This window comes from Mycobacterium saskatchewanense, assembly GCF_010729105.1.
In the GTDB taxonomy this organism is placed as follows: Bacteria; Actinomycetota; Actinomycetes; order Mycobacteriales; family Mycobacteriaceae; genus Mycobacterium; species Mycobacterium saskatchewanense.
The window spans coordinates 2659440-2679718 of record NZ_AP022573.1 but is presented as its reverse complement, the minus strand read 5'-3'; the positions used below and the strand labels follow the sequence as shown (position 1 = coordinate 2679718).

Below are 20279 nucleotides of genomic sequence, written 5' to 3'. Positions count from 1 at the left end.
ACAGTGTACGTGATTAGGTGGTCTGGTGGATGTCCTGGTCAACAACGCCGCCATCGGCGTGTTGGCTCCAACATCTGCCTTTCCTGTGGACGGATTTCACGCGGTCATCGCAACGAATCTGACCGCACCCCATTTTCTGGTGGGAGCGCTCGCGCCAGTGACGGCTGAGGCAGGCAAAGGCGCAATCGTCAACATAGCCAGCATGGCAGGGCAATTCGCTCTGCCGGGTATGTCGGTGTATGGCGCGACCAAGGCCGCATTATTGTTCTTGACCAAGAGCTGGTCGGCCGAATACGGCCCGCAGGGGGTCCGGGTGAACGCAGTAATACCTGGTCCCACGCGGACATCGGGATCGGCCGCGCTCGGCGAGGCGCTCGACACACTTGCCACGCAGGCCCCCGCCGGTCGGGTCGCACGACCGTGCGAGATCGCTTCGGCTGTCGCGTATTTGGCGAGTGACGCGGCCAGCTTCATCTATGGTGCAGCGCTCTCCGTCGATGGCGGTCGCACCGCGGTATAACTAAGACGCAACTAATGTCTCGACGGGCGCCGCCTTCGGGCAGAGATTCATGGCCACCGGCGTGCCCTTAACCCTGAGCGACGGCACGCCGCGGTGGCTAGCTGCTGCGGTGAAACACGTTGATGGATAACAGATATTAAGCGTTAGGGGGTCGATGCGCAATGCGCGATCGGTGGCGACGCGGCCGGCAAGCGCGCACCGCCAAACGGCGACAGCAGCGAGTATCAGCACCCTGAGCGCATCAATGGCGGGCCATCTGGTTGACCACAGTCCGAGGCAACTCCCATGAAGTCGGGTGCGAGCGTTCTGTTGACGGTATGCGTACAGTGTACCTAAACGTTGACTGACTAGAGACGCTGATGAGCGTGGCTCCCAGTATCGGAGGTGATGGCGCGGATTCCCTTTGCCGTCGCAGGGGCCGGGCGGCGTGCTGTGGAGCGGCCGGACACATGTTGGGCCCCGGATCAAGCTCAGATCCTGGCTCGTGTGGCTGGCATGTTCGACGCGGGCTTGTCGGTGCGGGCTGTGAGATTGGTTCCCTCCGCGTTCGCTCGCCTGATGTCATGACCGGTCACGCACGATGGTTGGTCGCACCGCTCGGTGGGTTCGATCGCTGGTCTGTCGCACGATGGCGGCGGGTTAGGCAGGCTATCGGTGGCGAGAACCTCCGATCATGGCGACCGCCAACACGGCTGGCGCGTCGCCGCGGTTGTGCCAGCGGTGCCGCGTTCCATTTTGGATGTTGACATCGCCTGCACGAAGCATCTTTTCGGCGCCATCATCGAGCTCGAGGACGATTTCGCCGGCAAGGACGACCTCCATATCGACCGTGTCGGTGGTGTGCATGCCCGGGTCGTCCACCTCGCTGACCGCGATGAGGCCGGGCAATTTGTCCTCGAGTTCCTCGATGCACGTTTGCAGGTCGATTCCGCTCAGCTCACCGTGGCCGTCGCCTGGCGGTACGGTCAGTACGAAGAAGCGATAGCCTCCCGGAGGTGGGAAAAATGTTGTCTTGGCGCCATTTTGGCCCGAAGCGGGGAACTGGGGTAGGGAGTCTGCTCGCCACAACTCATGATAGGTAGTTGTGGTCAGTGCCGCGGTGGTGGGATCCACCATGGCGTCGTCGACAAAGATCGCCTTGCCCTGGTCGTCATTCCCGGTGACTACTCGGCGAATCTGCATCGTGACCTCCGACAAGTTGATACGGGTGGGTATTTGTTTGCGGCGTAGTGATGTCGATCGATTTCGGCAAGTAGTTGGCAGCGTCCGGACCGGTCGGGGGAGGGCCGACTCCACCGCGGCCCCCGGTGTCGTTGTCGCGACGAGACTCAGTCATCATGGCCGCGTTGCGGACTGGGAAGCACGATTGTGAACCGGTCAGCTGGATGGGTGTGAATGCCCACCGCTAGTAGCCGACCCGAGGAGTCGCGGTGCCGCCGAGTGATCACCAATGCGGCGGAGCCGGGATCGGCCGCCATCGGCTGGGCCATTTCGCGAGAAAGCACGACAGCGGTGATGGTCTGTTCGAATCGACTGGTGATAGGATTGCCCGGGTCAATGATTCCGTGCACCAATTGATCTCGTGGTAGTTCGGCGCGCAGATACTGCTCGCTGAAACACAGCGGCTGCCCCTGCCGACCGCGATGCTTTCGTACACCGGTCATCACCCACCAACGGGTTCCCCCTTTAGTGCCCAGCCGTTTGGCAAGATTGCGATCGGCGACCAACTCGCGTGTGGTGGGGCGCACAATGCGCGTATTGGCCACCAATTCGACGATGTCAGCGGCATTGGACGCCAGGGGTTGGTAGCTGCCAGTGGGCACGCGCGACACCACCTCGCTGCCGGCACCCGGCCGCCGGTTAATCAGGCCGGCGCTTTCCAGGTGGTGCAGGGCATGGCGCACAGTGCCGCGGCTGAGTCCGTGTTGCTGACACAGCTGCGCCTCGGTGGGCATCTTATCGCCGACGCCGAACGTCCCGCGCCGGATCTGTTGACCGAGGTGTTCGGCCAACATGCGGTACTGCGGCAGTCGATTCATAGTGTGTGAGTTGCTTGTTCAATCGCGGTCAACGCCCGCCGGGTGCTCAGCGTGACCCGCTCGGCCACATCGTGAGCAGGTTCACGGGTGTTGTCGCGCAGCGAACGTTGGTAGATGCCCTCGGTGAGAACTGCCATGCGGAAGTTGTACAGCGCGACGTAGTAGTCGACCGGAATGTCAACGGCGAGCCCGCGGGATATCGCGTAGCGCCGCCACAGCCCAGACGGGTCCGGCCAGCCCTGCCCGGAGGGGCAGGCCTCGCCGTAGACCTCGAGGAACCCGACCATGTCGAGCACCGGATCGCCGATGGTGGCGGTCTCCCAGTCAACGATGGCGGCAACCCGTGCCGGCCGATCTGGTGCCATGATCACGTTCAACACGTGGTAGTCGCCGTGCATGATGGTCGGTTCGAAATGCCGGGGCAGTTGACGGTCCAGCCAACCCGCGACATGGGCCAGCTCAGGCAAGGTACGGCCGTCATAGGAGTCGAGTTGGCCAAGCCAGCGCGTCACCTGCCGTTGGTGAAACCCGTCCGGTTTGCCGAAGTCTTCCAGTCCTACTGCGCGCCAATCGATCTGGTGCAGGCTGACCAGCGCATCGACCATCGCGTGAGCCACCGGCTCATAGGCATCGGTGAGCGTCTGTGGCAGCGGGCCCACCGGGTTGAAGCCCTCGGCCTGTTCCATCAGGTAGAAGACACAACCGAAGATCGCGGTGTCCTCGCACAATGCGACCGCCCGGGCGTGCGGAACGTTGGTTGCGCGCAACGCGGTTAGCAAACGGAATTCACGGCGCATCAGGTCATCGGCGCGCTCGACGGCGACCTTCCTGGGGCGCCGCAGCACCCAGTTGTGCTCACCTCGTTCGATGCTGTACATGACGTTCGATCGTCCGTTGGAAAGCGGCTCGACCGTCAGCGGGGCTCCGGGCGCTAAGCCTTGGGCGTCGAGCCAGCGGGTCAGCGCTTCATGATCGATCAGCGGTGTTGACATCAACGCTCCCGGTTACATCACTGGGTCGATCATTCGATACCGACGATATTGTTCATACAATCCAATTGTCTATACAAACTTGGCGTGCCCGGACCGCAGCGGTGCTCGTGAAAAACGTTGTATTTTATATGGCGGGGATTCTGGCTCGGCGTCGCCGCAGACCGGAATTCCGTTAGCTAGTCTAGTGGACGGTCTTTGAGGACTCCGACATCCCTAAAATGCGTGGTCAGCAGTGGTCGGCCCGCACGAGTGCCGCGCGTTGAGCCTGGGCGCCCGCCGGGGCCCTCACCGTTGATGAGTCGCCAAGACGTCGGCATAGCGTGCGCGGGCGGCTTCTCGTGCGGCGACCAGATGGGTGCTGGGGAACAACCCATCCGCGGGCTTGACGTCGCGCAGCAACGACCGCGCCAACGTGGTTTTGTGCACCTCGGTCGGCCCGTCGGCCAACCCGAGGTGGTAGCCGTTGATGAGCATTTCCACGAACGGCATTTCATTGCTCAAGCCCAGCGAGCCGTGCACTTGCATTGCTCGCGAAGCGATCCGGTTCAAGACCCCGGGCATGGCTGCCTTGACTGCCGAAATATCACCGCGCACCCGCTTGTAGTCGTGGTATTTGTCGATTTTCCACGCAGTCTGCAACACCAGCAGCCGGAATTGCTGCAGGTCGAGCCAGGACTCGGCGACCATTTCTTGCACGAGTTGCTTCTTCGACAGCAGCTCGCCTTGTGTGCGCCGCGAGACCGCGCGCTCCATCATCATCTGCAGCGCTTGGCGTGCCATGCCGACAGTGCGCATGGCGTGGTGAATCCGGCCGCCGCCCAGACGGGTTTGGGCAACCAAGAAGCCTTCGCCGCGGCCACCGAGGAGGTTATCTCTCGGGACACGGACGTCGTTGTAGCGAAGATAAGCATGAGTGCCCTCGTCGGGCTGCTCGTCACCCAGGCCGACATTGCGCACGATCTCAATGCCCGGGGTATCAGTCGGCACGATGATCATCGACTGCCGTTGATAGGTCGGGTTGTCGGGCTCGGTCACGCACATCACGATGAGAAATGCGGAGTACCGCGCGTTGGAGGAGAACCATTTCTCGCCGTTGATGACCCACTCGTGACCGTCTAGGACAGCGGTGGTGGTGAATTCGGTGGGATCAGAACCGCCCTGGGGCTCGGTCATCGAGTAACAGGAGAAGATCTCCCCGTTAAGCAGGGGCCCTAGATACGTGCGCTTGTGCTCCTCGGTGCCGTAGTGAGCCAGGATCTCGGCGTTGCCAGTGTCGGGGGCTTGGCAGCCGAAAATAATAGGCGCCAGCGGCTCGCCTCCGAGCACTTCGTTGAGCAGGGCCAATTTCACTTGCCCGTGACCCTGACCGCCCAGTTCGGGTCCCAGATGAGTGGCCCATAGACCGTGCTCGCGCACGGTCTGCTGAAGGGGAGGGATAAGAGCCTGGCGGATCGGATCGGCGGTATTTAGCGGGTTATCGATGACATAGCGCAGCGGCGATATCTCGTCAGTGACAAACCCTGCCGCCCAGTCGAGTTCGGTTTGATACTCCGGGTCGGTTTCAAAGTCCCACATCTTGGTCACACCTCTCGTCGGCTGTTCCGACGAGAGGCGTTCTCGCGCCGGAGTGGGTAGCGGGACAGGACCCGACGGCGAGTTCCACAGGTACCTCCATGACAGCCTTGACCCGCTACTCGTAGTGGTGTTAGTCATCCAGTGTGCATTAAAACAACGACGTTATCTTACATAACGAAGCGGTAGAAGCAATGTAGCGTTCGTCAACGCCGGGCTGATCCAAGAAGAGCCAGCGAGTCGGCCGAGATCCTGTGCGCGCAGCCAGCCGATCGCAGGCTTACTCGTGGCCGGAGACATCTTGTCGCTAGCGCCATGTGGCTGGCATTGTCGAGGGCAGCCGTTGGCGATCTGGAACTCCCGCCGGTGGTACGCACGGTGAACCGCTCCGACGCGTACCAGGCTAGTTTTCCGCGGCCCCGTAAATGTAGAATGCGGATGTGGCGAAGCCATTAATCTCAGCAGAGAAGATCTACGCCAGCGCGTTGGAACTTCTCGACACCGAGGGTCCTTCCGGTCTCCAAGCACGGCGTCTATCAGCGCATTTGGGCATCTCCACGCGAACCTTATATCAGCAGGTCGGCAACCGCGAGGAACTCACCCGTGCTCTGGTCGCCCGGCATTTCGCACGAATTGGGCTGCAATTCAAGCCCTACTCCACCTGGGATTCCACCGCCTACCGCTGGTGCATGGCGTTACACGAGAGCCTACGTGCCCATCCTCATCTCACCGAAGTGATGACGATCGCCGACCGCGAAGTCATCGTCGACTATGTCAATGCGCTTATCAAAGCTACTGTCCAAGAAGGGTTTTCACGTCGCATCGCGGTCGAATTCGCGCGCACGCTACTCAACGTGACGATCAACCACAGCGTCACCGAGGTGCATGCACTGCGTGGAATAACAGAGAAGACGGTGACGCACCAGCAGATCGTCAACCTGGAGAAAAACTTCCCGCAAACCGTGCGCTGGATTATTGCCGGTGTAAGGGCACAGGCCCAGACGGCCGCAACGACAACGCGCCGCGCAAGCCCCAGCCTGACGCCGCGCTCGAAGACCTCTAAGTCCGTATCGCGCCAACGTGCTTCGAGCCGAGCCGGTGCGCGATGACACTGTGGGTGTGGCAGTAACGACCGGCGAGCGACGAGGTCTCATCGCGCCCGCGAAACACTTTGCTGACTGCCGATGACCTGTCAGGGGCCGAACGACAACCGCCGCGATGCGACCCGTCGGCGATTAGTGACGTATTGCACTCAACTACTGCGCTGCTGGATCACTCGTCCCACGCACCGTGAGGTAACGGCGTTTTACCATTGTCACCGCGGCACTCGACCAGGACCTCGATCGAGTCGGTGTGGTCGGCGGCGTATCGGTCTACCCGTTCGCGTGGAATATTCTGCTCGCCGCACGTAACGAAGGTTACGGTGGCGTGCTTACGACGACGGTGGTAGCCCGCGAACCCGCCGTCAAAGATCTGCTGAACATCCCAGACCGCTTCGCCGTCGCTGCCGCCCTGCCCCTGGGTAAACCGGTGCGCCAAGTTACGAAGCTCACTCGCAAATCGGTGGACGAGATAGCCACGTGGGACCGGTTCGACGGTCCTTCCGTGTGATCACCGCCGTTGCCGGCACGCACATGTGATCGATGCGTCACAGACCTCGCCGGGACCATGGTTGCACACGACGTCCATCGCGGTTAATCTCGATTAAGAAAACAATGTTGTTCTTTGAAACGGCAACCGGCGTGGCCATCAGGGCTGGGCGCTGAAGTCAAGAACAACGGTGTGCAACAACGTAACTGCGTTCCCGGCAAACTGCCCTGGTTCTTCAGTCAGGCGCGAGGCGAACCCGTCACACGCCACGCTGGCGCACGCTGCATCAAAGACTAGGAGAAGCTCATGCGCACCTACACGCGACGCATCAGGGATAAATGGGAAGCCGGTGAGCGTGCCTATGGTGCGACCATTCAGATGCCATGCGCCGAGGCGGTAGAGATTGCCGGCTACACCGGCTATGACTTCGTCTGGATCGACGCCGAACACGGCACCCTCGATCTGGGCGATATCAACACGCTCGTCCGAGCAGCCGACGCGGTCGGCGTCGATGCGATCGTGCGAGTGCCCGACCATACCCCGTCGTTCATTCAGCGCGTGCTTGATGCCGGTGCCACCGGAATCATCGTGCCCCACACCAGCACCGCGGCCATTGCGCAAGCGATCGTCCAGGCGAGCAAGTACGAGCCGGAGGGTACTCGGGGCGCGTGTCCGGCCACCCGCGCCGTTGGCCACTACACCCAAGACTGGATCGCAGACTACCGGCGGGCGAACCGCGACACCCTGGTCTTCGGCCTGATCGAAGATCCCGAAGGCGTCGCGAACGTCACCGATATCGCCCGGGTCGGAGGGCTCGACGGCCTGGTGTTCGGTCCATTCGACCTCTCGATGGCGTTGGGCTACGAGGGCGATGTCGCTCATCCCGATATCGACGCGGCCAGAACGCGCATCGTCGAGGCCACCAGGAACGCCGGCATTGAGTTTGTAGCGATCGCAGGATTTGGTTCCGGGGGGCTCGCCGCGGCAGTGGCAGCCAGCGGCTCGCGCATCATCAACGTCACCGGAGACCGCGGAATCCTCGTCACGGTGATGCAAGCCCAGCTAGACGAACTGAAGAACTCGCTTATCTCACAACCGGGAAAAGGTCAATAGCTTTGGGAGACAAGCCAACCGCTGAGGAAGTCATCAGCTACTTCGACACCCTGTCCAATTGGGGACGGTGGGGTGACGACGATCGCCTGGGCACGCTGAACTTGATCACCGCCGAGCACCGGAGGAACGCCGCCGCGCTCGTGACCACCGGCGACGTAGTGTCGTTGTCGCGCGACATCGATCCAAAAGACCCCGACCCGCTGCACAGTGGCATCGGCGTGGTCCAGCGCTTCATGGAACTCGGCGAGATCAGCCACTACTTCGGTGATGATGTCCGCGTTGACGGTGTTGCTGAGTACGTGGGGCTCATCGGCCACGGCTCGCACACACACCTCGACGGTCTGGCGCACTATCAATGGGATGGGAAGAATTACAACGGATTCGACGCCAATGCGACCAACTCACTGGGCGGCGCGGAAAAACTGTCCATCCACCACGCCAGTGACGGAATCATCACTCGCGGAGTGCTATTGGATATCGCTGGCCTTCACGGTGTGCGCTGGCTTGACGGCGGGCATGCCATCATGCCCGACGAACTGGCCGCCGCCGAGCAGCGTCAGGGCGTCCGCGTCAGCGCGGGTGATGCATTGCTCGTTCACACCGGCCACGTCGCACGCGCGCTGGACGAACCTGACCGCAAGTTCGGTGACCCGGCGGCCGGTCTGCACGCGGCCTGCCTGCCCTACTTGCGCGAACGCGATATCGCCGTACTGGGAAGCGACTGCATTCAAGACGTCCAACCGTCGGGATACGACACCATGGACCTGTTCCGACCCATCCACGCCGTCGGACTCGTCGCACTGGGCTTATGGCTCATCGACAACGTCGAACTCACCGAGCTCGCAGGGGAGTGTAGCCGGCGACGCCGGTGGGAGTTCTTATTTACCATGCTCCCATGGCGGTTTGTAGGGGTCACCGCATCGGCAACCAACCCGGTCGCCGTGCTCTAGCGAGAACTACAGCGCGGCAACGGCGTGGCGTTCCGCCAGCCTGACGTGGTTATTGGGTCAGCCTGGCACAAAACTCTTCCGTAGTGCCAGACGGTGGATCTTCTCGCTTGCGTTGCGCGGCAACGGGGTATCGGCCAGGGTGATGTATTTGGGCACCTTGTGAGGCGGCAACGCCGCCTGAAGATGATCGCGCAGCGCCTCCTTGGTGAGCTCGGCATTGGGTTGGGGGTAACACACCAAGGCCAGCTCCTCGCCCATCCGGTCGTCGGCAATCCCGAAGGCTGCGGCCTCCTTGACCGAAGGATGTTGGTAGGCAACGTTTTCAATCTCGAGGGGCGAGATGTTCTCTCCGCCGCGAATGACGATTTCCTTGATGCGGCCGGTGATATGCAAGAAACCGTCGTCATCCAAGTGGCCCAGATCGCCGGTACGAAACCACCCGTCGGAGGTGAACGCCTCGCGCGTCAGCTCGTCTAGTTGCCAGTATCCAGGTGTGACGGTGATGCCGCGCAGTTGAATCTCGCCCTCGTCATCCGTCGCGGCGCCGGTCATGTCGGCGCGCTGCGCCCGCAACTCCATAATCGGCGAGAGCACTCCGCAGGAGAACGGCTTGAGATCGAACACCGGCCCGCTCATTGTCGCGCACACGGCCGCGGTCTCTGTCAAGCCGTAACCGGCAGAACGGGCGACGATTCCGAGCTTGTCCTGCAAAAGTGCCGGCAGGTCTGAGGGAGTGGCCGCCCCGGCGGCGGCAACACGCGACACCGAGGACAAGTCGTAGTCGCCAAGACGAGGATGCGTCAACAGATCTTTGAGGATGGCCGGCACCGTCGAGACCATGGTGACCTTCTCGCGCTCAATGGTCTGCATCGCGGTCTCGGGATCCCATTTGCGTACCATCGCCACCTTCTGCCCGACGACGGCAGGCAGTAAGAACGCACTGAACAGGCCCGTGGCGTGGAACAGGGGAACCGTAGCCAGCTGGACCTCCGCGGTTGCGTCGCCGCGCAATTCGACCATTCCGCCGAGCTCGATCGCAAGGAACCCGACGAAGGTCATGTTCATCAACGCCTGACCTATCGCGACATGCCGATAGATCACACCTTTCGGTGTACCGGAGGTTCCCGACGTGTACAGCAGCAAGGCCACATCCCGTGGTTCGGGGCTAGCCGGCGCATAAGCCCGGCCGCGACCGGCGGCCGCCGCCTCGCGGATGGGATAAATGGTCATCAGGTGTGCCGGGATCTCCGGCAGTTCGGCGGCTGCACCGTCGTTATCGCTGAACAGCAGGCGCATTGAGGGATTCAGCGTCCCAGCCAAAGCCGTCCGGGCACGTGGGAGGTCGGCGGCCAACACGGTCGCACCGCAGTTGCGGACCGTGAACGTGAGTTCGTCAACTGAACCCCAGCTATTGACCGGCACCACAACCGCACCGATCAGGGTCGCGGCGGCGAAGACCAGACACCAGTCCGGACAGTTGCGCATCGCGATGGCCACCCGATCGCCCACCTGGACACCGAAGTCGTGCTGCAACGTCGCCGCCAACGCGTCGACGTCGGCGAAAAATCGGTGAAAGGACCAGCGCTCATCACCGCACACCAAAAAATCCGCATCGCCGTGTCCGCGTCCTGCAGCGAGCACGTCCACCACGGTGGGAAACGCATGGGTGAAAGTTCGGTAGGTTCTGCCGTCAACGGTGGTCTCGCCGACTTCGAATGGCCCACCAGGCGCGGTGAGACGCTCGATCGTGGCGTGGACGACCGCGGGGGTGGTAATCATGGCTGGCTCGTTTCGATTTCGATGACGGTCTTGCCGAGCGCGCTACCCGCAAACAATTCCTCGCACGCGTGTTTGAGCTCGCCAAAGCCGACCACGGTGCCGAGGTGGGCGGGCAGCTTGCCACGGGAGTACCAGTCGAAAAGCTGGTTGAAGTTCGATTCGTTCATCGCGGGATCCTTCAGCGCCGACATGCCGTAGGCGACGCCCACCATCGCCATCGATTTGAGGATCGTGTAATTGGCCGGCATCACCGGGATATCCCCGGCCGCGAAACCTATGACGAGATACCGGCCGTTCCATCCCACGCAGCGGCGGGCCTGATCGAACAGGTTGCCACCCACCGGATCGAACACCACGTCGACCCCCGCGCCCCCGGTCAGGTTCATGACCTGCTCACGCAGGTCTTCAGTCGCGTAATTGATGACATCCTGAGCGCCGAGTGTGAAAGCGATGGCGCACTTTTGAGCAGATGACGCTCCTGCGATGACGCGGGCCCCCATGGCGGTAGCGACGGCGACCGCGGCGCTTCCGCAACCACCCCCCGCGCCCAGTACCAAGACGGTCTCTCCGGGTTGGAGATTGCCGCGTTGACGCAGGGCGTGTATCGCGGTGCCATGAACCATTGCGAAACCGGCTGCCTCGGTGAACGGCATCGCCGTCGGTATGCGATGCAGCTGCTGGATCGACGGTGCCGCCACCACTTCTTCGGCGAATGCTCCGAAGCCGGCAACGGTCAAGACACGGTCGCCGACCGCTAGCCCGGCTACTTCGGAGCCCACTTCGGAGATGATGCCGGCGCATTCGGTGCCCGGCACGAACGGCGGTTCGAGGCGAAGTTGGTACTTCCCTCGGGTAATTAGTACGTCAGCGAAGTTGAGTGCAACAGCGTGATTGGCGATGCGCACCTGCGTCGCTTCGCACACCGGACTCGGTAAATCACGCAGCTGCAACCCGTCTTCGCCGTCCAAGCTCGTCGCAACCCACGCCTTCATCGCTGTTTTCCCATCTTGATGCTTGGTCGTTTCACACAGGCCTGACTGCCAAGCCGGCGAGGTCAGACAAAGCCCACAATGCGCGTGGCCTTCACTGCGCTGTCCTCATCAGGTGATCCCGCCATCGATAGCCAGCAATGCGCCCGAGGTGTACGACGACGCGTTAGACAATAGATAGACGACCCCGCCGACGACCTCGTCGGGACGACCGACTCGTCCCAAGGCGATGCGCCGCACCACTTCAGGTAGCAGGTCAGGATCGCCCACCAACCCTGCGGTGGCATCCGTGTCGAAGGTGCCGCAGACGATGCCGTTGACCCGTACGCCTGCCCCGGCGTATTCCAGGGCAGCGGCCTTCGTCAGCGCATTCAAGCCCGCCTTCGCCGACGAGTACACGGTGGCCACCGGGGTCGGTCGCACCGAGGCAAACGAGCTGATGTTGACGATGGATCCGCCACCGGTGCTCCGCATCGCCTCTGCAGCCAGCGCAGTCAGGCGTGTAGGCCCTTTTAGGTTGACCCCAATCACCTTGTCGAACAACCGTTCCGAGGTTTCAACCAGCGACGGCGCCAGCGGACTCATTCCGGCATTGTTGACCAACCCGTCTAGGCGCCCCCATTGCGCGACGGCAGCGTCGACGACCTCATCGAGTGAGTCCCAGTCGGCGACATGGCACGCGACGGCCGCAGCGTGGCCCTGACTATCGCGGATCTGGCTCACCACGCTCCCGCAGCTATCCAGGTTGCGACTGGCAACGATCACTCTGGCGCCACGCTCCGCCAGACCCAGGCTCATCGCTTTGCCCAGCCCGCGGCTACCACCGGTCACCAGGATGACCTTGCCGGCCACAGAGAACAATGAGTCGATCACGGCCGACGGCCTTTAGCCAGTCTGCCTTGCTTCCCGATAGCTAGGATGCGGCCAAACTCGCAGTGGCCACGGCAATCCCGGTCATACGACGTACGCATCTGGCACCATTTCACGCTGACATGTTAAAACAACAACGTTGTTCAAACTAGCATGGCCGCGTGCATCGAACAATCGGCGGTCGTGAACGGGCCGCTGACCGTTCTGTTTCAGGCGAGATGGTGACGGCGCAAGAAGTGCGCCTATTGAAGCTCAGCGAAGAGCAGGCGCGAGCGGCGGATCCGGATTAAGCCACGTTACCGCGGCGGCGAATTCCTGTGGTAGCGCAGCGCCATCGGGTCCGAGACCGGCTCTATAGGCGTCGTACGACCCTCGCCTCAACTCGATCAGGTCTCCGATCACCGACGACAGCGCTACGACATCAGTGCCGCGGTAACTGGCAGTTGCGATCAGCGCGTCGCCAGCGGCCGATCGAGATGTCTCGGTCGCCGGTGAGGGTGTAGATGTCGGCGTAGTCGCGCACGCGGGTGTTCGGTGGTCCGAGACCTATTGCGGTGGAGATCGTTTCGGCGAGCACTGTCTCGAGCGGATAACCGAGGATTCGAATCGGTGGATGATCCGGCCGTAGCGCGGGTAGGTCGATTTGTTGAGGTGCGGGAGTGACGGAGTCGCCGAAGTTGACGTCCAGACGCAGCTCAATGACCGCAGATGCGATTCCGCAGTCCGTCGCGACGCGCACTCCCGAGTACAGTCCTCGTCGCGGATCACGCGCGACGTCACCGTGTGAGTGGGGTATTCGCCCCCGTCGTCGGGGATTGATTGCTCGGCGATGGCGACGATTCGCGCGACGACAGTCGCTTCGTCGTTGGCGAAGTTTCGTGCCAACGCATCAACGTCAGCGGTCGGCCGGCGCGCGTCGAACGCCGCCAAGAGGATCCCGCCTTTGAGCACGAACTGCTCGGCGTATGGCGAGAGTGCCAGTCGCGCAAGCCAGCGCTCGACCACGTAAAAGGCAAGCAACTCTTGGGTAGGACGGCCCTTCTGTTCAGGGTCGGTTGATGGTTGACGGATCTGTTCCGGTTGATCCTTGACACTCTGGGCTAGTGGTTAGACCTGTTCGCGGCTGCGGAAGGTCCGTTTGTTTCGTACCTCGCCGCGGCTGGTCCGGGCGGCGGTTTTGACGAGTTCGTCGCCGATGAAAAAGCGCAGCAGATCACCATCGATGTGGACATCGCAACGCGCACCGGCCCGGTGGGCGCCCAGGCAGACCTGCTGCCAGGCCACACTGACCACTCCGTTGGTGGTCACGCGGCGGCTGACCCACTGATCGCCGGTGCGATCGTCGCGGGTGGGCATGGCTGCCGGCGCGGGCGAGCGCACGGCGCCCGCGGCGAATCTCTGGGCGGGGGTGACCATATCCAGAGCTTGATGAGGACGTGAGTGGTTGTAGTAGTCAACCCACTCATCAAGGGCTCAAGGGCCTGCTGAGCGGTCTTGAGGTTGGTGAAAGGCCGTTGTTGGCTGAGGAATTCAGCACGCAGGCTGCGGTAGAACCGCTCGATCTTGCCCGTCGTGGTCGGGCTTCGCGGTTGGGTCGCCAGGTGCTCGATGCCGTGCTCGGGACAGATCGGATCAAAGAGCACCTCCACAGGGGGATGGTTAAACCGGCCGGTGAACACCTTGCCGTTTTCAGTGAAGATCTGCTCAGGCGCTCCGTAGGTGGCCAGGGCGACGCGCAGCCCGTCACACACCGCGCGGGTCCGCTCCCGGGCCATCAACCGGGCACACACGCACATCCTCGAATGATCATCAAGCCCGGTCACGGCTTTGGCGCTGGTTCCATCGACCAGCGCGAAACCGCCCACGAGGTCCCTCTGCCACAACTCCATCGCCGCCCCGCGTTCCCAGCGTTTCCACTTACGCGAGCGCCGATCCCGTAAACGCGGATCGATCGACCCCGCCCGCACTAACGCCCGATAGACCGCCGACTCCGACGGAACCGGCAACACTCGGCGTTTGGCCAGTTCAAACACCAGCCGCCGGGGTCGCCAAGATGGACGCGACCGGCGCAACTCCACCACCATCGCTTCCACCGTCGCCGGCATCTGATGCGGACACGACGCCGGCCGATGCGACCGATCCACCAGCCCCTAAAGGCCCGCCGCCTCATACCGCGCCAACCAGGTGTGCAGCGTCTGGCGCGACAACCCCACCTTTTCAGCGACCTGCGAAATCGACAGGCCATCACCAATGACCGCCATCACGGCCTGATACCGCTACTCGACCACGCTCAACTCCCTCCTCTAGGGAGTGTCAAGGATCAACCGAAACCGCCGTAAAGGATCAGCCGAAACACTGTCAGGCATCACCCGGAACCGAAATGTCAAGCATCAGCCGAGCTCATACAGCTCAATGGGTGCCCCCGGCAGGATTCGAACCTGCGACACCGGCTTTAGGAGAGCCGTGCTCTATCCCCTGAGCTACGAGGGCGGACGGGCCGAGCTTACCGGGCGCCGCGGCCGGCACCGGGATCAGCGCAGTTCGGCGATCACCTTCGCGAACGCTTCCAGGTTGTTGTCCTGCACGGTGAAGGACGTCAATCCGTACACGTCGCGGTATTCGCACAGCCTGTCGGCCATGTCCCGGGGCGACCCGCTGAGCACCGACGGCATCGATATCAGCTCCTCGTCGGACATGTCCGGCTCGTACCGACGCGTCATCTTCAGGTCGGGGAAGGTCTCGCCCTCCGGTGGCATTGCGGTGATGACCATGTTCAGCTCGAGGCGGTCGAACCCATCACCCGCCGCGTTGCGAACGAAGTCAACACGCTCGGCCAGCGGGTCGTCGACGGCGCGCGCCCGGGCGCCGGTCAGGCCGATGATGTCGGCCTGCCGGGCCGCCAGGGTCAACACCCGGTCGCCGTTGCCTGCGACGAGGATCGGCGTCGTGGGGTGGTGTTCCTTGAGGTAGGCGGTCATGTGCTCGAGATTGTCGACGCGCGCCCCGGCGCTGGGGTAGGGCAGCTCGGCGGCCTCGAATTCCTCCTTGACATAGCCGGTTCCGAGCCCGACCTCGAGCCGCCCGTCGCTGAGCACGTCGAGCGCCTGGCAGTCCCTGCTCAGCAACGCCGGCTTGTAGAAGGCGGCGTTGAGCACATACATGCTCAGGCGGATCCTGGACGTCACCATCGCGACCGCGGTGAGCGTTGGGAACGGCGCCGCCGCACCGAGATGGTCTGGCACGCAAAGGATGTCATAGCCAAGATCCTCTGCACGCTTCACCTTCTCGACGAGCGCGGTGCGGGACTTGAAGAAGCGCATGCTCAGGCCGAAGCGAAAATCCTTGGCCACCAACAACCTCCGATCAGAAGACAGATAGTTACCAACTACTAGCCGCGTCCGCCAGCCCCCGGACCAGCGCGCTGGTGACCGGTGACAAACCGTCAGTCCCGGGAAGCGGGCTGCGCGGGCTGATCCCCCTGACCCGAACCGACAACTCCAGCTGGGCGCCCCCGTCGCGCACCCGGTTGACCGGGTTTCGTGGGTGCAGCCCGCGCAATTCGGGCGGGATGTCGTCCAGATCCGTGACGACCTGATAGCCGGTCAGGTGGATGTGCCGAGCCAGGTGGGCGGCCAGGGCGCGGTTGCACCCGCCGGCGAGCAGCTGCGTGCTGCGCCCGATGCGGCCGTAGCCATGCAGAGACACCACCACGTCGACATGCTCGAGAAATTCGGCGAGCCGTGGCGATTCGGCGGGGTCGAACAGCCTCGACGGCAGGTGATGTGGGTAACGGTCGGGATGGCGCACCACGTAGACGGAGGCGCCCGCGGCCTCGGCGGCGCGTTCGGCGATGACGTCGGTCATCTCCTCCAGGCCGCCGCCGTGGATGGCGAGGAAGCCGAAACGCGACCGCAGGCGGCTGGCCTCGCAGACCCCGGGCTCAGTTAGCAGCGCTGAAAGCGATTGTGGCCCAGGCCCACCCGCCGATGTCGGACGGGGCCAGCGCGCCGGGTCCCATCGGCGGAGGAACTCAATCCAGCGTTGGGGCAGCCCGTGGTGCACGGCACCGTCGATGATCCGGGGCAGGTATCCGGGTCGCGGCGCGCCGGGGGTCACGCGGTGGTCGATGTACACCCAGGCCGGCGCCGGACCGTCGTCGGTGTGCACGGTCAACCGGTCGCGCCGGTAGCGGACGGGCACGCCCTCGGCGCTGTCCAGCGTCGCCAGGTCACCGTCGGAGATCTGCCACAGCACGCCATGCACCTGGGTTCCGGCGAAGGGTTCCACCGTAGCCACACCGCGCTCGTTGATGAGCCAGTCGTGATCCGACAGCACCGCCGGCCGCGGGTCGGCCGCGTCGGGGCAGCGCAGCGCCATCTGATTGACGCATAGGTTCGAGCCGTACGCGAAGTAGGGGTGCCAGCGGGCCGGCATTCAGCCGGCCACCGTCAGCCAGATGAGCACCATGTTAAGCAGACTAATCAATATGCCGACGGCCCAGCCAGCAGCTGTCGTGGCGGGGTGGTTGGTGTCGCTGCCCATGAGCCCGCGGTCACTGGTCAGCCTGACCAGTGGAAGCACCGCGAAGGGTATGCCGAAGGAGAGCACAACCTGGGAAAGAACCAGGGTCCGGGTGGGGTCGACGCCGACCGCGAGGATCACCAAGGCCGGGCAGAGGGTGATCAAGCGGCGCAACAGCATGGGAACCGACCGATGCAGCAGCCCCTGCATGATCATGGCGCCGGCATACGAGCCCACCGACGACGACGCCAGGCCGGACGCGAGCAGCCCGATCGCAAAGAGCACCGCGATCGTCGTCCCGAGCGTGTTGTGGATCGCGGCGTAGGCGCCGTCGATGGTGGCGGCGACGCCCTGATTCTGCAGATTGATCGCGGCGACCAACAACATCGCGGCGTTCACCGTCCCGGCGACCGCCATGGCCAGCACGACGTCCAGGCGGGTGACCCGTAGCAGGAGGCGCCGATGGTGGCCCTCGGCGGGATGGCCGTGCCGGTCGAGCACCAGGCCGGAGTGCAGGTAGACCGCGTGCGGCATCACCGTGGCGCCGAGGATCGCGGCGGCGAGCAGGACGCTTTCGGTCCCGTGGAACCGTGGCACCAGCCCGCTCAGCACCGCCCCGGTCGGCGGCGTCTTGACGAAGAAGCTCGCCGCGAAACCGATCGCGATCACGAGCAGCAACCCCGTGATGACGCGCTCGAAGATGATCTGCCCGCGCCGATCCTGGATGGCCAGCAGGAGCAGGGACACCACCCCGGTGACGAGGCCGCCGAGCAGGAGGGGAAGCCCGAACAGGATGCGAAGGGCGATGGCTCCACCGACGATTTCGGCCATATCGGTGGCGACCGCCACCAATTCGGCCTGGGCCCAGTAGGTCAGGCGCCAGGGACGGCTTATCCGCTTGCCGATCGCCGCGGGCAGCGAGCGCCCCGTCACCAGGCCGAGCTTCGCCGACAGGTACTGCACCAGGCCCGCCAGCACGTTGGCGACCACGATGACCCACAGCAGCAGGTAACCGAACTGCGACCCGGAGCTCACGTTGGCTGCGACGTTTCCGGGGTCGACATAGGCGATGGCGGCGACGAACGCGGGACCGAGCAGATACCAGCTCTCCCTGAGCGACGCCCGGGTGCCCTGCGCCAACGTCTCGCACCTCGCTTCTACACACCGAATTGAAAAGTGAGGCTAGCCGAACTGTTCTGGGGCGCTTGAGCCGGCGCCCATGGATCGGGACCATGGGCCACGGGCGGCGGAGTCGGCGGCCGCGCGGGCAAGACGTTCACCGGTGGCGTCGGTGAGGGAACGATCTCCTGCAACGATTAGTCGTTCGGCCCCCGAAATCGTCCGCTCAAAGTATCCCGAGCAGCAGGCAAGCGTCGCAGGGCGTTTCTGCGGGCCGCCATCCCGCCGTCAACGCCATCGCGTGACCTGCCGACCGTCAGCCGGGAAGGTACAGTCCGTTGCCGGTGATCAGAGGCAGGTCGAGCGTGGTGACGATGCCCGGCGCCGCGGCCACCACCGCCGGGATCGCGTTGACGACGCGCATTGCCGTGGCGACGAGCCCGGCGTGGTTGTGATCGCCCTTGCGGCTGCTCAGGCAGATGTCCATGGCGTAGGACGGTTCACCGGTGATCTCGATGCGGTAGGAGCCGCCCGGCTGTGCGGGCTGCGGCCAGTCAGGGCAGAGGTCGTCACGCAGCCGGGTGACGTGTTCGAGGACGACCACCGGATCGCCCTTGACCATGCCGAACACCTCGAACCGCAGCGCGGCGGCGGTGCCCTTGGCGATGTGGCCCGACGCGATGGCGAAGTCCTCGGGCGCCGGTTCGCGCACGTATACTTCGGCGACCTCGTCCAGCGATATCCCGAGGCCCGCCGCGAGTTGCCGCACGACCGAGCCCCACGCCATGCTCAGCACTCCGGTCTGCAGCAGCATCGGGATCTCGTCGAGCGGCTTGCCGAACCCCATCACGTCGAACATGACGGTGGCGCTGTCGTAGGTGGCGTAGTCGACGATCTCCATGCATCGGATCTGCTGGACGCTCTGACACGTGCCCGCCAATGCCAGGGGCATCAGGTCGTTAGCGAAGCCCGGGTCGATGCCATTCACGTAGAGGCTCGAATTCCCTTCGTGCGCAGCAGCTTCGAGCGGAGCGATGAGTTCCTCGGGGATCACCCGCCACGGGTACTGCAGGAAAACCGGCCCGCTGCCCACGATGTTGACGCCGGCGGCGAGGACGCGCCGGTAGTCCTCGAGCGCCTCTGGGAGTCGGTTGTCGGCCATCGCGGTGTAGACGGCGCACTGCGGCCCGGTGGCCAGCACGGCGTCCAGGTCGGTGCTGGCCCGCACACCGGTGGCGTCCGCGAACCCGGCGAGTTCGGCCGCGTCCTTGCCGGCCTTGGCCTCCGAGGACACCCAGACGCCGGTGAGTTCGAATGCCGGGTTGGTGATGAGCGACCGGAGCGCGTGGACGCCGACGTTGCCGGTGCCCAATTGGACGACGGGGATGGGCATGGCTGGCTCCTTACAGGTCGGGGACTGGGATGTCGAGGTTGGGGTAGGTGAGGCCGCCATCGACCTCCAGCGTCTTGCCGGTCAGGAAGCTGCCCGCCGGGGACGCCAAATACACTGCGGCGGCAGCGATGTCGACAGGATCGCCGAGTCGGCGCAGCGGGGTCGCCTTTTCCATCGGAGCCCGCAGATCGTCGTTGGACGCCACCACGTCGAGCGCTGAGGTCAGGATCGAGCCCGGCGCGATCGCGTTGACGCGGATGCGGGGGCAAAGGTCCAGGGCCGTCAGACGGGTGTAGTGGGACAGCGCGGCCTTGGCGGTGCCGTAGGCGGCGAAACCCCGACCGGCCAGCCGTCCCATGGTCGAGGTGATGTTGATGATGCTGCCGCCACCGGAGTGCTCGAGCATCAGCGGCACCGCCGCGACGGTCAGCGCATGCGCGGTGGCGACGTTGAAGGTGAACGCGTCCTTGAGGTCCTTGGTCGATGTGGTCAGCAACGTGTTGGGCATGGTGCCGCCGACGTTGTTGACAACGATGTCGAGCTTGCCGAAGGCCTCGACCGCCTGACCGGCAAGCTGTGCGGTCGCCTCCGGATGCGCCAGGTCGGCGGCCACGACGTGGGCCCGGCGGCCGGCGGCGCGGACCTGTTCGGCGACGGCATCTAGTTGGGATTCGGTCCGCGATGCGATCAGGACGTCGGCACCCGCCTCGGCGAACGCCCGCGCGATGGCCGCCCCGAGGCCCCGGCCGCCACCCGTGATGACGGCGACTTTGTCTTCGAGACGGAACCTGTCAAGGATCATTACGCCCTCTCTTCGTCGAGTGTCAGCCGT

Annotated in this window: 17 protein-coding genes, 1 tRNA gene and 3 pseudogenes; 5 read left to right on the top strand and 16 right to left on the bottom strand. The window is 63.9% G+C overall.

What is annotated here, in order from left to right:
- The first annotated feature begins 25 nt into the window (after nucleotides 1-25).
- Nucleotides 26-520, top strand: coding sequence for an SDR family NAD(P)-dependent oxidoreductase (locus tag G6N56_RS12340; protein WP_232069282.1), 495 nt, complete (start codon nucleotides 26-28; stop codon nucleotides 518-520).
- A gap of 648 nt (nucleotides 521-1168) precedes the next feature.
- Here the strand turns inward: G6N56_RS12340 and G6N56_RS12335 are convergent.
- From G6N56_RS12335 to G6N56_RS12320, 4 genes are all read right to left on the bottom strand, one after another.
- Nucleotides 1169-1702, bottom strand: coding sequence for a cupin domain-containing protein (locus tag G6N56_RS12335; RefSeq protein ID WP_085256089.1), 534 nt, complete (start codon nucleotides 1700-1702; stop codon nucleotides 1169-1171).
- A 146-nt stretch (nucleotides 1703-1848) separates the two neighbouring features.
- Entirely contained in the window at nucleotides 1849-2559 is a 711-nt protein-coding gene (locus G6N56_RS12330; RefSeq protein ID WP_085256016.1) for a GntR family transcriptional regulator, read from the bottom strand.
- Complete coding sequence (locus G6N56_RS12325) at nucleotides 2556-3551, bottom strand: phosphotransferase family protein (RefSeq protein ID WP_085256017.1); 996 nt, start codon at nucleotides 3549-3551, stop codon at nucleotides 2556-2558. Before G6N56_RS12325 ends, G6N56_RS12330 begins: the two co-directional genes overlap by 4 nt.
- 285 nt (nucleotides 3552-3836) lie before the next feature.
- Nucleotides 3837-5126 carry an acyl-CoA dehydrogenase family protein gene (locus G6N56_RS12320; RefSeq protein WP_085256090.1) on the bottom strand — a complete coding sequence of 430 codons (1290 nt, stop codon included), beginning with the start codon at nucleotides 5124-5126 and terminating at the stop codon, nucleotides 3837-3839.
- Between the two features lie 437 nt (nucleotides 5127-5563).
- Here G6N56_RS12320 and G6N56_RS12315 point away from each other — a divergent pair, with 437 nt between their 5' ends.
- The 4 genes and pseudogenes from G6N56_RS12315 to G6N56_RS12300 all read left to right on the top strand — a co-directional run bounded on the left by G6N56_RS12315 (nucleotide 5564) and on the right by G6N56_RS12300 (nucleotide 8776).
- On the top strand, nucleotides 5564-6232 hold the full coding sequence (locus G6N56_RS12315) for a TetR/AcrR family transcriptional regulator (RefSeq protein ID WP_142280622.1): 669 nt from the start codon (nucleotides 5564-5566) through the stop codon (nucleotides 6230-6232).
- Nucleotides 6233-6437: 205 nt separating this feature from the next.
- Nucleotides 6438-6734 (top strand): annotated as a pseudogene (locus tag G6N56_RS12310) (nitroreductase family protein); the annotation flags it as partial.
- A 285-nt stretch (nucleotides 6735-7019) separates the two neighbouring features.
- Nucleotides 7020-7826 carry an HpcH/HpaI aldolase family protein gene (locus G6N56_RS12305; RefSeq protein ID WP_085256020.1) on the top strand — a complete coding sequence of 269 codons (807 nt, stop codon included), beginning with the start codon at nucleotides 7020-7022 and terminating at the stop codon, nucleotides 7824-7826.
- 101 nt (nucleotides 7827-7927) lie between these two features.
- The gene (locus G6N56_RS12300) at nucleotides 7928-8776 is read left to right on the top strand and encodes a cyclase family protein (protein ID WP_142280623.1); all 849 of its coding nucleotides are present in this window, start codon (nucleotides 7928-7930) and stop codon (nucleotides 8774-8776) included.
- 57 nt (nucleotides 8777-8833) lie between these two features.
- Here the strand turns inward: G6N56_RS12300 and G6N56_RS12295 are convergent, their stop codons facing one another.
- The 12 genes and pseudogenes from G6N56_RS12295 to G6N56_RS12240 all read right to left on the bottom strand — a co-directional run bounded on the left by G6N56_RS12295 (nucleotide 8834) and on the right by G6N56_RS12240 (nucleotide 20249).
- Nucleotides 8834-10555: a class I adenylate-forming enzyme family protein gene (locus tag G6N56_RS12295; protein ID WP_085256022.1), complete on the bottom strand. Its 1722-nt coding sequence runs from the start codon at nucleotides 10553-10555 to the stop codon at nucleotides 8834-8836.
- Nucleotides 10552-11547 (bottom strand): NADPH:quinone oxidoreductase family protein, encoded by a 996-nt coding sequence (locus tag G6N56_RS12290; protein WP_085256023.1) that lies wholly within the window; start codon nucleotides 11545-11547, stop codon nucleotides 10552-10554. Before G6N56_RS12290 ends, G6N56_RS12295 begins: the two co-directional genes overlap by 4 nt.
- A 108-nt stretch (nucleotides 11548-11655) precedes the next feature.
- Nucleotides 11656-12417 carry an SDR family NAD(P)-dependent oxidoreductase gene (locus G6N56_RS12285; RefSeq protein ID WP_085256024.1) on the bottom strand — a complete coding sequence of 254 codons (762 nt, stop codon included), beginning with the start codon at nucleotides 12415-12417 and terminating at the stop codon, nucleotides 11656-11658.
- A gap of 418 nt (nucleotides 12418-12835) precedes the next feature.
- Nucleotides 12836-13210, bottom strand: a complete 375-nt coding sequence (locus G6N56_RS12275; protein ID WP_264019561.1) for a nucleotidyl transferase AbiEii/AbiGii toxin family protein — start codon at nucleotides 13208-13210, stop codon at nucleotides 12836-12838.
- A 62-nt stretch (nucleotides 13211-13272) separates the two neighbouring features.
- Nucleotides 13273-13365 (bottom strand): annotated as a pseudogene (locus tag G6N56_RS29775) (nucleotidyl transferase AbiEii/AbiGii toxin family protein); the annotation flags it as partial.
- 156 nt (nucleotides 13366-13521) lie between these two features.
- Nucleotides 13522-14675, bottom strand: a pseudogene (locus G6N56_RS12270) (IS481 family transposase).
- 156 nt (nucleotides 14676-14831) lie between these two features.
- Nucleotides 14832-14904, bottom strand: a tRNA-Arg gene (locus G6N56_RS12265).
- Nucleotides 14905-14945: 41 nt separating this feature from the next.
- Nucleotides 14946-15770, bottom strand: a complete 825-nt coding sequence (locus tag G6N56_RS12260; protein ID WP_085256026.1) for an LLM class F420-dependent oxidoreductase — start codon at nucleotides 15768-15770, stop codon at nucleotides 14946-14948.
- 22 nt (nucleotides 15771-15792) lie between these two features.
- Entirely contained in the window at nucleotides 15793-16848 is a 1056-nt protein-coding gene (locus G6N56_RS12255; protein ID WP_085256027.1) for a poly-gamma-glutamate hydrolase family protein, read from the bottom strand.
- Nucleotides 16849-18075, bottom strand: a complete 1227-nt coding sequence (locus tag G6N56_RS12250) for an Nramp family divalent metal transporter (protein ID WP_085256028.1) — start codon at nucleotides 18073-18075, stop codon at nucleotides 16849-16851.
- A 295-nt stretch (nucleotides 18076-18370) separates the two neighbouring features.
- Complete coding sequence (locus G6N56_RS12245; protein ID WP_085256029.1) at nucleotides 18371-19447, bottom strand: NAD(P)H-dependent amine dehydrogenase family protein; 1077 nt, start codon at nucleotides 19445-19447, stop codon at nucleotides 18371-18373.
- Between the two features lie 10 nt (nucleotides 19448-19457).
- A complete protein-coding gene (locus G6N56_RS12240; protein ID WP_085256030.1) occupies nucleotides 19458-20249 on the bottom strand; it encodes an SDR family oxidoreductase in 792 nt (263 codons plus the stop codon).
- Nucleotides 20250-20279: the final 30 nt, after the last annotated feature.

Bases quoted from the DNA above. Each gene is read 5' to 3' on its own strand.
- G6N56_RS12255 (WP_085256027.1), bottom strand. From the start codon at position 16,848: ATGCCGGCCCGCTGGCACCCCTACTTCGCGTACGGCTCGAACCTATGC.
- G6N56_RS12325 (WP_085256017.1), bottom strand. From the start codon at position 3,551: ATGTCAACACCGCTGATCGATCATGAAGCGCTGACCCGCTGGCTCGAC.
- G6N56_RS12330 (WP_085256016.1), bottom strand. From the start codon at position 2,559: ATGAATCGACTGCCGCAGTACCGCATGTTGGCCGAACACCTCGGTCAA.
- G6N56_RS12290 (WP_085256023.1), bottom strand. From the start codon at position 11,547: ATGAAGGCGTGGGTTGCGACGAGCTTGGACGGCGAAGACGGGTTGCAG.
- G6N56_RS12335 (WP_085256089.1), bottom strand. From the start codon at position 1,702: ATGCAGATTCGCCGAGTAGTCACCGGGAATGACGACCAGGGCAAGGCG.
- G6N56_RS12245 (WP_085256029.1), bottom strand. From the start codon at position 19,447: ATGCCCATCCCCGTCGTCCAATTGGGCACCGGCAACGTCGGCGTCCAC.
- G6N56_RS12295 (WP_085256022.1), bottom strand. From the start codon at position 10,555: ATGATTACCACCCCCGCGGTCGTCCACGCCACGATCGAGCGTCTCACC.
- G6N56_RS12240 (WP_085256030.1), bottom strand. From the start codon at position 20,249: ATGATCCTTGACAGGTTCCGTCTCGAAGACAAAGTCGCCGTCATCACG.
- G6N56_RS12320 (WP_085256090.1), bottom strand. From the start codon at position 5,126: ATGTGGGACTTTGAAACCGACCCGGAGTATCAAACCGAACTCGACTGG.
- G6N56_RS12305 (WP_085256020.1), top strand. From the start codon at position 7,020: ATGCGCACCTACACGCGACGCATCAGGGATAAATGGGAAGCCGGTGAG.